This is a genomic window from Serinicoccus kebangsaanensis, assembly GCF_008919445.1.
In the GTDB taxonomy this organism is placed as follows: domain Bacteria; phylum Actinomycetota; class Actinomycetes; order Actinomycetales; family Dermatophilaceae; genus Ornithinicoccus; species Ornithinicoccus kebangsaanensis.
Window position 1 is genome coordinate 178,306 of the sequence record NZ_VSLG01000002.1, and the last position, 13,087, is coordinate 191,392.

Annotated in this window: 10 protein-coding genes; 3 read left to right on the plus strand and 7 right to left on the minus strand. The window is 73.5% G+C overall.

Annotated elements, in window-relative coordinates:
• Window positions 1-54: 54 nt before the first annotated feature.
• Window positions 55-2,265 carry an acyltransferase family protein gene (locus FXF60_RS02990; RefSeq protein ID WP_151523778.1) on the minus strand — a complete coding sequence of 737 codons (2,211 nt, stop codon included), beginning with the start codon at window positions 2,263-2,265 and terminating at the stop codon, window positions 55-57.
• Window positions 2,266-2,441: 176 nt separating this feature from the next.
• Window positions 2,442-3,836 (minus strand): flagellar basal body-associated FliL family protein, encoded by a 1,395-nt coding sequence (locus FXF60_RS16425; RefSeq protein WP_192796569.1) that lies wholly within the window; start codon window positions 3,834-3,836, stop codon window positions 2,442-2,444.
• A 123-nt stretch (window positions 3,837-3,959) separates the two neighbouring features.
• On the opposite strand from FXF60_RS16425, the gene FXF60_RS03000 reads away from it, so the two are divergent.
• Window positions 3,960-4,478 carry a peptidylprolyl isomerase gene (locus FXF60_RS03000; protein WP_151523779.1) on the plus strand — a complete coding sequence of 173 codons (519 nt, stop codon included), beginning with the start codon at window positions 3,960-3,962 and terminating at the stop codon, window positions 4,476-4,478.
• Window positions 4,479-4,493: 15 nt separating this feature from the next.
• Entirely contained in the window at window positions 4,494-5,405 is a 912-nt protein-coding gene (locus FXF60_RS03005) for a rhomboid family intramembrane serine protease (protein WP_238335670.1), read from the plus strand.
• A 70-nt stretch (window positions 5,406-5,475) separates the two neighbouring features.
• On the opposite strand, the gene FXF60_RS03010 is transcribed toward FXF60_RS03005, so the two are convergent.
• Window positions 5,476-5,739, minus strand: a complete 264-nt coding sequence (locus FXF60_RS03010; RefSeq protein WP_151523781.1) for a cell division protein CrgA — start codon at window positions 5,737-5,739, stop codon at window positions 5,476-5,478.
• Window positions 5,740-5,795: 56 nt separating this feature from the next.
• Here FXF60_RS03010 and FXF60_RS03015 point away from each other — a divergent pair, with 56 nt between their 5' ends.
• A complete protein-coding gene (locus tag FXF60_RS03015) occupies window positions 5,796-6,536 on the plus strand; it encodes a DUF881 domain-containing protein (protein WP_151523782.1) in 741 nt (246 codons plus the stop codon).
• A 221-nt stretch (window positions 6,537-6,757) separates the two neighbouring features.
• On the opposite strand, the gene pknB is transcribed toward FXF60_RS03015, so the two are convergent.
• The 4 genes from pknB to FXF60_RS03035 are packed head-to-tail and all read right to left on the minus strand — an operon-like array spanning window position 6,758 to window position 13,087.
• Entirely contained in the window at window positions 6,758-8,791 is a 2,034-nt protein-coding gene (gene pknB, locus FXF60_RS03020) for a Stk1 family PASTA domain-containing Ser/Thr kinase (RefSeq protein WP_151523783.1), read from the minus strand.
• Window positions 8,788-10,245, minus strand: a complete 1,458-nt coding sequence (locus tag FXF60_RS03025; RefSeq protein ID WP_151523784.1) for a peptidoglycan D,D-transpeptidase FtsI family protein — start codon at window positions 10,243-10,245, stop codon at window positions 8,788-8,790. Before FXF60_RS03025 ends, pknB begins: the two co-directional genes overlap by 4 nt.
• Complete coding sequence (locus FXF60_RS03030) at window positions 10,242-11,639, minus strand: FtsW/RodA/SpoVE family cell cycle protein (protein ID WP_151523785.1); 1,398 nt, start codon at window positions 11,637-11,639, stop codon at window positions 10,242-10,244. The genes FXF60_RS03025 and FXF60_RS03030 overlap by 4 nt, the downstream gene beginning before the upstream one ends.
• Window positions 11,630-13,087, minus strand: a complete 1,458-nt coding sequence (locus FXF60_RS03035) for a PP2C family protein-serine/threonine phosphatase (protein WP_151523786.1) — start codon at window positions 13,085-13,087, stop codon at window positions 11,630-11,632. The genes FXF60_RS03030 and FXF60_RS03035 overlap by 10 nt, the downstream gene beginning before the upstream one ends.

Below are 13,087 nucleotides of genomic sequence, written 5' to 3' on the forward strand. Positions count from 1 at the left end.
GGTCTGAGCCTGCCACATCGGGGCGGCGGGCGGGAGTGGGGCGGGTGCGTCCGCTCAGCCCTGGTCGGCCAGCTGGTCGAAGGCCCGGGCCACCACCGCGGCATACACGTGCATACCGTCGATGTCGGGGTGGACCTGGTCGCTCTGCAGCACCTCGGGGCGCTTGCTGATCGTGGCGCGCCACTCGCCGACCACGGCGTTCGGGTAGTCGGAGACGACCCTGCGGATCGCCTCGTTGGACTCCTGCGTGAACGGCGCCTGGACGTAGAGGTCCATGACCACGACGTTGCGCTCGGGGCCGAGCAGGTCGAGCACCTCGCGCAGCGCCGCCTCGTCGACCCCCGCGTTGGTCCCGAGGTGCAGCACCACGTTGCCGCGGATCTCGCCGGCCTCCAGGGCCGAGGAGACGATCGCCGCGGCATCGCCCCACTGTCGGTTCGACTGGGCGACGTAGGACGTGTCGGGGAAGCGGTAGGACAGGCCGTCGGCGCTGGTCACGACGAGCGAGTCGCCGATCGCGGTGAGGTCGGCCCCGGAGGGCACGACCAGGCCGTCCTCGTCCGGGCGGAAGGTGGAGCCGCGCACCTGCACCTCGCCGGGGGCCGGAGCCGCCGCCGCGGAGTCCTTCTGGTCCTTGTCCTGGGTCTCCTTCTCCTTCGCGTCCTTCGCGCCCCCGTCGGAGCCGGAGCCGGCGTCGCCGTCGTCCTCCCCGCTGGCGGCACCGCCGCCCGCGGTGCTCCCCAGCCAGGCACCCGCTGCCCCGGCCTCGCGCCCGGCCGGGGTGAGGTCGGGGGCGGCCGGCTGCGTGTTGTCGATCCGGGCCTGCGACTCCTCGATCTGCCGCTGGGTCGCCGACTTCTCCGGTGCCGTCGCGAGGGCGACCACGGTGCCGACCAGGAGCAGCACCAGCCCGGCGGCGACGATGCGCGGCAGTCGGCTGCGGTGCCAGCCGCGGGTGAACCAGCTGCCGACGTCGCCGATGCTGGCCCGGATGCCCCGGCGCCGCACCGGCACCTCGAGCAGCCGCCAGGAGGCCTCCGCCAGGACGAGGGTCGCCAGGAGCGCCCCGACCAGGACGAGGGCGCCGCGGACGGTGCCGGCGGCATACGGCACGAGCACGCCCGCGATGACCAGGACCGGCCAGTGCCACAGGTAGATCCCGTAGGAACGGCCACCGAGCCACACCAGCGGCCGCAGCGACATCAGCCGCCGCCACGCGGACGGGGCCTCGAGCAGCCCGGCGATGAGGACGACCGTGGCCAGCGACGCCAGCGCGATCCCACCCCGGAAGGTCAGCGCCGAGTCCTCGCTGGTCCAGAGCATGAGGGCGGCCAGGGTCAGCAGCGCGCCCAGGACGGCAGGGCCGCGCACCCGGCGCCAGCGACGGCTCCGCAGGCCGGCGCGGTGCCGCGGGTCCGCCCAGGCCAGGGCCAGCGCGGCGCCTCCCATCAGCCCGACCAGGTGGGTGTCGGTGCCGTAGTACACCCGGGTGGCGTCCTGCCCGGGGTCGAACAGGGTGGCCATGAGGACGGTCGAGGCCAGGCCGACGGCTGCCACCGCGCCGACGCGGGAGCGGGTGCCCGGCGCGAAGGCCAGCACCACGACGAGGGTGAGCGGCCAGAGCAGGTAGAACTGCTCCTCGACCGCGAGGCTCCAGAAGTTGACGAAGAGGATCGGGCTGGTGCTGTGGAAGTAGCTCGACCCGGCCGCGATCTCCAGCCAGTTGCTGGTGAAGGTCAGTGCCCCGAGGGTCTGCCGGCCGATCCCGACCAGCAGGTCTCCGCCGACGATCCGGCCGACCACCACGCTGGTGACGACGACCAGGGCCAGCGGGGGCAGCAGCCGTCGGGCGCGACGGCGCCAGAAGGTGAGCAGGTCCACCCGGCCGGTGCGGTCCACCTCGCGCAGCAGCAGCGTCGTGATGAGGAAGCCGCTGACCACGAAGAAGACGTCGACGCCGAGGAAGCCGCCGGGGAGCGTGGCGGGCACGAAGTGGTAGGCGAGCACCGCGATGATCGCCAGGGCCCGGAGCCCGTCCAGACCCGGGATGTGACCCGGGCGCGGGTCGACGTCGGTCGGGCCGCGACCGCCGCGCCGTGGCCGCCGGGGCGCGCTGTCGGCCTCGAGCGTCGACGGGGTGTCGGTATGCCGCGCCGCCGGTGTCGCGTGCGTGGCGGGCCGTCCTGGATCCACCAGGGCGCGCTCGCCGCCGGGGACGGGAGCGTCGTCGGCCTCCGGGTTCGGGTGAGAGGCGGGCAGCGACATCTGCCGTGCCACCTCCTTCGTCGACCGGACCGGGGACCGCTGTCGCCCAATCTAGGGTCGGCTCCGGCGCAGGTCGGGGACGGTCGACGGTGTGTCGTCAGGCGTGCGTCGCCGGACGCGACGAGGCGCCCACCGCCTGGTGGGCGCCTCGTCGGCGGCAGGTGCCGGGTGCCGGCTCAGACCTGCTTCGGCGTGTCCTCGTCGGAGTCGTCGTCCGCCGCGTGCGGGAGCGCGTCGTGCTGGTGGCTCCGGGCGTGCTCGATCTCCTCGGTGGGCGACTCGCCGACGCCCTGCTCGTCCACGGAGCTGGGCGTGTCCGTGCCGAGGTCGTCGATCTGCTCGGTGTCGAGCATCCGGGGCGAGCCGTCGTCGGTCAGCGCGGGGGCCGCGGTCTCGGAGCCCTCGTCCGCGGTGGTCTGCTGCGCGGCGGTCTGCTCGGGGCCGTCCGCCTGCTCCGCGGCCGGGCCGTCGGCGGACGTGCCGGTGGTGTCGTCGTGAGCGTCGTTGCTCATGGTGGTCTCCCTCTCGGTGGTGGACGTGGCCGCAGCCGAGGTGGTGGCGGCCACCGCGGGCGCGGCGGTCGCCGCACCCGAGCCGGAGGAGGTGCTGCTGCCGGCCCACGGGTCCCGCTGGGTGTCCTTGTCCGCCCAGGGGTCGGCGGCCGGCTGCTGCTGCTGGCTGAGCCACCAGGCGACACCCGCACCGACGGCCGCGAGCAGGCCCAGGGCGATGAGCGTGCCGCCCTTGCGCCCCTTGGCCTTCGGCGCGCCGGTGACCGTGGCGACGACGCCCTCGTCCTGCGCGAGCAGGCGGTCCTTGCCCGACTGCACCTCGCCGAGCATCTCCTGGATCTTGGGCAGCAGCTCGTCGTTGATCAGGTCACGGACGTGGTCCACCACCGGGGCGACCCCGGAGAGACTTTCCTGCGCGCGGGGCACTGCGGCGTCGATCCCGTGGTCGAGACCGGACACCGCGCGGTCGCGGGTGGTCGCGGCCAGCCCGGCGAGGGCGGCGGCACCGGCCCCGGCCTTCGCGACGGTCGCCTCACCGAGCGGGCCGGCGTCGCGGGCGCGGTGCAGCGCCTCCGACCCCCGGTCGCGCAGGCTCTCGGCCGCGTGACCGCCATGCTGGCGCAGCGCCTCCGACTGGTGGCGCAGCGCCTGGCCGGCGTGCGCACCCTGGGTGCGGGCCTCGTCCGCCAGGCGGGAGGCGTGGCTGCTGGCCAGACCACCCAGGGCAGCGGCGCGACCGCCGGCCTTGTCGGACTGCTTGTCCAGGGCCACCCTGCCGTGCTTGCCGGCCCGGCCCGCGGCGTCCCTGGCCTTGGTGGCGGCCTTCGCCGCGGAGGAGCGGTCCTTGCCCGCGGCCTTGAGCGCCTTGGCCCTGGCCTTCTGCGCGTGCCGTCGGCCCGAGGTGTCGTCCTTGGGGGCGGTCACCTCGGCGAGCGTCGCCAGGACGGCGGCACCGAGGTTGCGTGCCCCCGAGGCGGCGCTGGCGCCGGCCCTGCTGGCGTCCTGCCGGGCCTGGGCCGCCTCGGCGGCGGCCCGCTCGGCATCGGTCTTGAAGAACACGTGCTGTCCCTCCTGTTGTCGGTCTGGTCCCATCCTGCCCTGTCCCGCTGCCGAACTCCACCTCACCCTGCCCCGCGCCACGGCCGGGGAGGGGCGGCATACCGACCGTGCGAAACTGGGGGCATGAACGTGACGCTGCACACCAATCATGGCGACATCGCGATCGAGCTCTTCGAGCACGCGGCGCCCAAGACGGTCGCCAACTTCACCGGCCTGGCGACCGGGGAGAAGGAGTACTCCGACGAGGCCGGGCGCACCAACCCGCAGCCGTTCTACGACGGGCTGCTGTTCCACCGGATCATCCCGGGGTTCATGATCCAGGGCGGGTGCCCGCTCGGTGAGGGCTTCGGCGGCCCGGGCTTCACCTTCGACGACGAGATCAGCCCGGACCACAACTTCACCCAGCCCTACATGCTGGCCATGGCGAACGCCGGCAAGCGCATGGGCAAGGGCACCAACGGCTCGCAGTTCTTCATCACGGTGGAGCCCACCACCTGGCTCCAGGGCAAGCACACCATCTTCGGCGAGGTGGCCGACCAGGCCTCCCGCGACGTGGTCGACGCGATCGCCGCGGTGCCGACGGGCGCCGGCGACAAGCCGGTCGAGCCGGTCGTCATCGAGCGGGTCAGCGTCGAGGGCTGACCGCCCGAGGACCTGGTGAGCGAGTCCATACCCGGAGCGCCGGCCGGTGAGCGGGGGCCGGGCGACGCACCCGTCTGCCCCCGTCACCCGGACCGCACCAGCTACATCCGCTGCCAGCGGTGCGACCGCCCCACCTGCCCGGACTGCCAGCGACCGGCCGCCGTCGGCGTCCAGTGCGTCGACTGCGTGCGGGAGGGCTCGCGCACGGCACCCGTGGCGCGCACCCGCTTCGGGGCTCCGGCGCAGTCCGGGCGACCGGTCGTCACCTGGACGCTGCTCGGGATCTGCGTGGCGGTGTATGTCGGTCAGCTCGCCAACCCGGCGGTGACCCGGGAGCTGGCCTTCTTCGGCGTGCTGGCCGGGGTGGAGCCGTGGCGGCTGCTCACCACCGCCTTCGTCCACTCCCCGCAGAGCCTGTTGCACATCGCCTTCAACATGTACATCCTCTTCGCCTTCGGCCCGATGCTGGAGGAGTCGCTGGGACGGGCGAAGTTCGCGGTGACCTACCTGCTCTGCGCGATCGGCGGCTCGGTGGGGGTGCTGCTGCTGTCCGTGCCCAACCCGGGCTGGGGCCAGCCGGTGGTGGGTGCGTCCGGCGCGATCTTCGGGCTGCTCTTCCTCTTCGTCGTGCTGGCGCTGCGACAGGGCACCGTGCCCACCACCCTGCTGGTGATGATCGGCATCAACCTGGCACTGCCCTTCTTCGTGGGCGGCATCGCCTGGCAGGCGCACATCGGTGGCGCGTTCACCGGTGCGGCCATCGGCGGCCTGCTGGTGCTCACCTCCGCCGCCGGGCGGTCGGCCGAGGCGGTGCGTCGCCGCCGGCTCGCCTGGCCGGCGCTCTCCAGCGTGTTCCTGGTGCTGATCCTGCTCGCGGGTGCCCGGTTGTGGCAGGTCATCGGGCCGGCGGCCTTCGGCCTGGGCTGAGGTTGCCGGCAGGCGACGGCGAAGTTACACGCGTGTGACTATCCCCAGGATGGGGACAACCTGTGGACAACTAGCGCCACCGGGTGGCCATGGCGAAGCCGACCATGATCAGCCCCATCCCGATCCCGAGGTTCCAGTAGCGGATCGAGGCGACCGGCCACTCGCCGCCGGTGACGTAGAAGACGGCCACCCAGAGCACCCCGACGATCATCAGGGTGCACATCACCGGGACGAACCACGACGGGTTGCCCGGCAGGCCCTGGGTCTGGGGCGACGTCTGGCTGGTGCGCTCGGCGCGCTTGCGCGCACCTGCTCGGCCACGGGACTCGGGCACGTCCATCTCCTTCGTGGTGGGAGTGTTCAGGATAACCGGCCGATATCCTGTGGGTGATGAGCGAGGACGTGGAGGGCCGCACGACGCCGCGCCGGTACCGGGGCGTGGGCGTGACGGTGATCTGCCTGGTCGCCGGCGTCCTCTTCGGGACGAGCGCGTCCCTGGCGCGGGACGGGGGCGGTCCCCCGACCGACCTGGTCGACCTCATCACCGAGCGGGACGCCCAGGTGCGCGAGCTGACGCGGGAGACGGACGACCTCGGTGCCGAGGTGGAGCAGCTCCGCTCCGGCCAGACCTCGAGCGCCGCCGTGCTGGACGGCCGGGCCGCGGACGAGCTGGCCCTCGGCGTCGGTGCCGTCGCCGTGACGGGACCGGCGATCAGCGTGACCCTCGACGACGCCGGCTACAGCCTGGACACCCTGCCGGAGGGCTACTCCGTGGACGACGTGGTGGTGCACCAGCAGGACCTGCAGGGGGTGGTGAACGCCCTGTGGGCCGGGGGCGCCGAGGCGGTCATGGTCCAGGACCAGCGGATCGTGTCGACCAGTGCCGTCCAGTGCGTGGGCAACACGCTCTACCTGCAGGGCCGCGTCTACTCGCCGCCCTACACCGTCACCGCGGTCGGCGACACGGAGGCGCTGCACGCGGCGCTGGCCGCCGACCCCGTGGTGTCGACCTACCGCGACTGGGCCGACGCGATCGGCCTGGGCTACGCCGTCGCCGACCTCGGGGAGACCGAGCTGCCGGCATACTCCGGCGCCGTGCGCCCCCAGCACGCCACCGTCACCGCCCCCTGACCCCACCGCGGTGGGTAGGTGCGGCGGGGGCGACACGTACCGACCGCGGTGGGTAGGTGCGGCTGGGGCGACACATACCGACCGCGGTGGGCAGGTGCGGCCCGGGCGACACATACCGACCGCGGTGTGTATGCGCGGCTGGGGCGACCGCCACCGACCGCGGTGGGCAGGTGCGGCTGGGGCGACACATACCGACCGCGGTGGGTATGCCGGGGCGCCGGTCAGCTGTCCGTCGGATCCTCGGTGGGTGGCTCGTCCGACGGCGGGTCGTCGGGCGGTCCGGGCTCGGTGGGCTCGGGCGAGGTGGGCTCCGGCGACGTCGGCTCCTCGGTGGGCGTCTCCGTGGGGTCCGGCGTGGTGGGGTCGGGCTCGGTCGGGGTGGGGGTGATGGTCTGCGTCTCGGTGATCACCTCGGTCTGGGTCTGCACCGGCTCGGCCGCCACCACCAGCTCGATGGTGGTGCCCTGGTCGACGAGGTCGCCGGCCTCCACCGACTGCTCCAGCACGGTCCCGGGATCCGCCTCGGTCGTGCGCCGGGTCTCCACCTCCCACTGCAGGGTGCGCCCGTCCAGCAGCAGCACGGCCGCGTTCTGGTCCCGGCCCACGAGGTCGGGCACCTCGACCTGACCGCTGGAGACGGTGAGCACGATCTCCTCGTCGGGGGCGATCTCCTGGCCCTCGCCCGGGTCGCTGGAGACGACCTGACCCTCCTCCCAGTCCGGGTCGTCGGTCTCCTCGGCGTCACCGCGCACGTTGGTGAAGCCCTCGCGCTCGAGCAGGTCGCGCGCGGCCTGCTCCTCCAGTCCTTGCAACCGCGGGATGGTGCGGGCCTCGGGCCCGGAGGAGACGGTCAGGGTCACGCTCGCGCCCCGGGCCAGCTCGCCGCCCGGCGGGTCCTGCTCGATGACGGTCCCCGGCTCCGCGTCGCTGTTGCGCTGCCGGACGTCCTCGTCGACGGTGAACCCCGCCGAGGTCAGGGTGGTGCGCGCCTCCGCCTCGGTGCTGCCGACGGTGCTGGGCACGACGAGCATCTCGGGTCCTTGGTCACCGTTCGGACCGAGCACCTGGAAGAGCACCCACGCCACCCCGGCGAGCGCCACCGTGGCCAGGGCGCCGAGCAGCAGCGCGGCACCCGGGTGGCGTCGCTCGCGCACCGGGAGCTCGTCGGTGCGCTCGTAGCCGTCGTCGGCCCCGGTCGCGGGGAAGATCCCCGTCGGCTCCTCCTGGTATGCCGGTGCCCCGGCGCCCGAGGAGCTCGCCACGGGGACCGCCTGGGTGGCCACGGCGGCGGCTCCACCGGCGGCGGCCGCGCCGGCGCCGGTGCCGAGCACCCGGGCGAAGGTCGCCTGGGCGGCCGAGGAGACCGGCTCGTCGGCGCGCGCGGCGTTGAGGTCGGAGCGGAACTCGCCGGCGTCCTGGTAGCGGTCCTCCGGCTTCTTCTCCAGGGCGTGCAGCGAGATCGCGTCGAGGGCCTGCGGCAGCCGGGCCGCGTGCGTCGACGGAGCCTTGGGCGCCTCGCCCAGGTGCTGGTAGACCAGGGAGACCGGGTCGCCCTGGAAGGGGGTCCGCCCCACCAGCAGCTCGTAGAGCAGGCAGCCGACGGAGTAGAGGTCGGAACGGCCGTCGACGTCCAGGCCCTGCGCCTGCTCCGGCGACAGGTAGCGCGCGGTGCCCATGACCGCCTGGGTCTGGGTCATCGTCGCCGCCGTGTCGGCGATCGCCCGGGCGATGCCGAAGTCCATCACCTTGACCGCTCCGGCCTCGGTGACCATGACGTTGGCCGGCTTGATGTCCCGGTGCACCAGGCCGCGCTCGTGGGCATACTCCAGCGCGGAGAGGACGGACGCGGTGATCCGGGCCGCCTCGTCCGGCTCCAGGGTCCGGTGCTCGTTGAGCAGCTCGCGCAGCGTCCTGCCCTCGACCAGCTCCATGACGATGTAGGGCACCTGGACGGTGGCCCCGCCGGACTCGGTCACGCTCTGCTCGCCGGAGTCGAAGACGCCGACGATGGCGGGGTGGGACAGGCCGGCCGCGGACTGCGCCTCCCGCCGGAACCGGGCGAGGAAGGAGGAGTCGCGGGCGAGGTCGGTGCGCAGCACCTTGATCGCGACCGAGCGGCCCAGCCGCAGGTCGTGGCCGACGTGGACGTCGGCCATCCCGCCGCGCCCGATGAGCTCACCGAGCTCGTAGCGGCCGCCCAGCACGCGGGCCTGCGGGTCCGGCGGGGTCGTCGCCTGCGTCGGATCGTCGCTCATCGCTGCACTCCTGCCTCGAGCATGGCCCTGGCCACCGGTGCGGCGACCAGCCCACCCGTCTCGCCGACCCAGTTGTCGGTCGCCGACTCCACGATCACCGCCACCGCGATCTGCGGGTCGTCCGCCGGTGCGAAGCCGGTGAACCAGGCGTGCGCCGCGCCGTTCTCGCCGAACTCGGCGGTGCCCGTCTTCCCGGCGACCTGGATGCCCGGGAGGGCCGCCGCCTGGCCCGAGCCCTGCTCGACCACCTGGGTCATCATCTCGGTGAGCTGGCTCGCCGACTCCTGCGAGACCGCCCGCGACCGGGTGCGCGGCTCGGCGGTCTCGATAACCTCGACGTCGGAGCTGCGCACCTCCTCCACCAGGTAGGGGGTCATCGTCACGCCGCCGTTGGCGATCGCGGCGGAGATCATCGCCACCTGCATGGGGGTCTCGCGGACCTCGAACTGCCCGATCCCGGTCAGAGCCAGCTGGGCGTCGTCCATGGTGTCCGGGTAGATCGACGGCGTGACGCTCATCGGCACCTCCAGCGGCTGCCCGAAGCCGAAGGCCTCGGCCTGCTCACGCACCGCGTCCGCCCCGAGCTCCCCGGCCAGCCAGGCGAAGGAGGTGTTGCAGGAGACCTGCACCGACTCCGCCAGGGTCGGCCGGTCCTCGGGGTCGCAGGCCGCCCCGCCGAAGTTGGGCAGCGTCGTCTCGGTGCCGGGCAGCGTGTAGGTCAGGCCGCCCTCGAGCTCGGTGTCCGGCTCGTACTCGCCCGACTCCAGGGCCGCCGCGGCCAGCACCAGCTTGAACACCGACCCGGGCGGGTAGAGGTCGCCGCCGATGGCGCGGTTCACCAGCGGGTCGGTGGGGTCCTCGGTCAGGCTGGTGTATGCCTCGTCCACGGCGCTGAGCTGGTGGCTGGACAGGGCGTTCGGGTCGAACGTCGGCTGGCTCACCATGGCGAGGATCTCCCCGGTCCGCGGGTCCAGCGCCACGGCGGCGCCGCGCCGGTCCCCGAGGGCCTGCGCGGCCGCCGCCTGCACCGCGGGGTCGATGGTGAGCTCGATCGAGGCGCCCGAGGTGGGGGTGCCCGTGACCACGTCCGAGAGCCGCTGGTAGAAGAGGCTGTCGTCGGTGCCGGCCAGGACCGAGTCCTCGGACCGCTCGAGCCCCAGCCCGGCGCCGTAGGTGAAGGAGTAGTAGCCGGTGAGGTGGGCATACCTCCGCGCCTGGTCGTAGCGGCGCAACCACTCGAGCTCGTCGTCGGTGCGCTCGGACGTGGCGATCGGGGTGCCGTCGACGAGGATCGCGCCGCGGTCGCGGCTGTAGTTCTCGATCAGGGTGCGCCGGTTTCCGGGGCGCTCGCGCAGGTCCTCGGCCTGGACGAACTGGATCCAGGTGGTGGAGAGCAGCAGCGCGGTGAACATGGCGAAGACCACGAGGGCGAGCCGGCGGATGGGGGTGTTCATGTGCTCGCCTCCGTCCGCTCGGCGGCGTCGATGCTGGGGTCCTGGCTCCGCTCGGAGATGGGGCGGCGCGCGTGGTCGCTGATCCGGAGCAGCAGCGCCACGATGATCCAGTTCGCCAGCAGCGAGGACCCGCCGGCGGACAGGAACGGCGTGGTGAGGCCGGTGAGCGGGATGACCCGGGTGATGCCGCCGACGATGACGAAGACCTGCAGCGCCACGGTGAAGGACAGGCCGACCGCGAGCAGCTTGCCGAAGCCGTCGCGGGAGCCGATGGCGGTCCGCAGACCGCGCTCGACGAGCAGGGCGTAGAGCATGAGCAGGGCGAACAGCCCGACCATGCCCAGCTCCTCGCCGAAGCTGCCGACGATGTAGTCGCTGTTGGCGTAGTAGGTGATGTAGGGGAAGCCGTTGCCGAGCCCGGCACCGAAGATGCCGCCGTGGGCCAGCCCCATCAACCCCTTGGCCACCTGGTCGGACTGCTCCGGGGCGAAGGGGTCCAGCCAGAGCGTGACCCGCGCCTGGACGTGGTCGAAGAGGCGCCAGGCCAGCACGCAGCCGCCGACGAAGAGGCTGAGCCCGATGACGATCCAGCTGGTGCGCTCGGTCGCGACGTAGAGCACCGCCACGAACAGCCCGAAGAACAGCAGCGAGGAGCCGAGGTCGCGCTGCAGCACCAGGATGAGCACGGACAGCGACCAGGCGACGAGGATCGGCCCCAGGTCCCGGGCCCGCGGCAGCTGCAGCCCGAGCACGCGTCGCCCGACGAGCGACAGCGCGTCCCGGGTGGAGACGAGGTAGCCGGCGAAGAAGACGGCGACCGCGATCTTGGCCAGCTCGCCGGGCTGGAAGCTGAACGGGCCGATCCGGATCCACAGCCGGGAGCCGTTCACCGTCTGCCCGATGACGGGCAGCATCGGCAGCAGCAGCAGCACGAAGCCGAGCGCCATCGCGATGTAGGTGTAGCGGCGCAGCACCCGGTGGTCCGGGAGCAGCACCAGCACCGCGGCGGCCATCGCCATCGCCAGCCCGGTCCACAACAGCTGCCGGCTGGCCACCCCGGACGTCCCGCCCGCCACCTGGACCAGGTCGATCCGGTGGATCATCACCAGCCCCAGCCCGTTGAGGAGGGTCGCGAGCGGCAGTAGCAGCGGGTCGGCATACCGGGCCCGGAGGCGCAGCACGACGTGCAGCCCGAGGGCGAGCGCCCCGAACAGGCCCACGTGCCACCACACGTCGGTGGGGAGCTCGCCGACCGCGGTGAGGTTGACGGTGACGTAGGCGAGGGTGACGATGCCGACCGCCAGCACGACGAGCAGCAGCTCGACGGTGCGGCCGCTGCGCACCCGCAGGCTGGTGACGGTGGAGGGGGCGGGGCTGGTGGTGCTCACGGGCACCCCTCCGGCCAGACGACCGTGGCGGTCGGCTCGGCGTCGGCCCCGGTGGGCTCGGCGCCGGAGGTGGGGGCGTCGGACCCGGCCAGGGCACCGCTGCCCAGGTCGAGGGAGTCCTGCAACGACTCCACGGTCGGTGAGCCGGCCTCGTCGAGGCTGTCGGCGGTGACGGTGGCCATGTCGTCGGGGATCTCGGTCGCCGTCGAGCCGTCCGGCAGCAGCACGGTGGGCACGCAGGCGGCCGCGGTGAGCGCCCGCAGGTCGTCCACGATGCGGTCCGCGCCGTCGCGGCCGTCGGCCGACAGGGTCCCCTCGACCCGGCGCTGGTAGTAGCGCGGCAGCTCCTCGACCGGCAGGTCCGTCTGCTCCTCGGCGGTGGACAGGCTGATCGGGCCCAGGTCCTGGGAGATGCCGCGGTAGATCGTGACCATGCCGTCCTGCTCGCCCACGTAGTACTGCTGCTGGCTCCAGGCCCAGCCGGCCCACCCGCCGGCGACGAGCACCGCGAGCACGGCCACGCCGATGCCGACCGAGCGCAGGGCGCGCACCCACGGCCGGCTCTGCTCCTCGGCGAGCACCGGGGCCTCGGGGACCGCGGTGACGCCGGACGCCTCCCGGGACAGGGCGGCGGCCTTCTCGGCGGGGCTGAGCTGGCTGAGCGGGCGGGTGCCCCGGCGCTCGCTGGCGGCGCCGACGACCTGCGGCTTGCTGGTGCCCTCACCGGGGGAGACCGCGTCGGCGACGACCACGGTGACGTTGTCGCGGGTGGAGGCCCGCAGGGCGGTGTGCACGAGCGCGTCCGCGACCTGGCCGGGGGTGCGGCCGGTCTCGGCGAGGATCTCGGTGACCACCTCGGTGGAGACGTAGTCGGTCAGGCCGTCGCTGCAGATCAGCACCCGGTCACCGGACCGCAGCTCGCGCAGGGACAGGTCCGGCCGGTCCTCGGGCCGACCGGTGAAGACCCTGGTCACGAGGGAGCGCTGCGGGTGGTGCTGCGCCTCCTCCTCGCTGATCCGGCCCTCGTCGAGCAGCTTCTGGACGAACGAGTGGTCGGTGGTGATCTGGGTGAGGCGGGCGTCCCGCAGCAGGTAGGCCCGGGAGTCGCCGATGTTGGCGACGGCGAGCTTGGTGTCGACCCGCATCATCGCGATGCAGGTGGTCCCCATCCCGTCGGAGTCGGGGTAGACCTCCATCACCTCGGAGAGCCGGTGGTTGGCCTCGTCCATCGCCCGCTCGAGGATGTCCAGGGCGTCGTCCGCGCCGTGCGACTCGCCGTCGAGGTGGACCAGCTCGCCGACCACCAGGGAGGAGGCGACGTCGCCGGCGGCGTGCCCGCCCATGCCGTCGCACAGCACGAGGAGCTCGGGGCCGGCATACGCGGAGTCCTCGTTGCGGGCCTTGCTGCCGAGGCCGATGTTGGTGCGCGCGGCGTAGCGCAGGGCGAGCGCCAT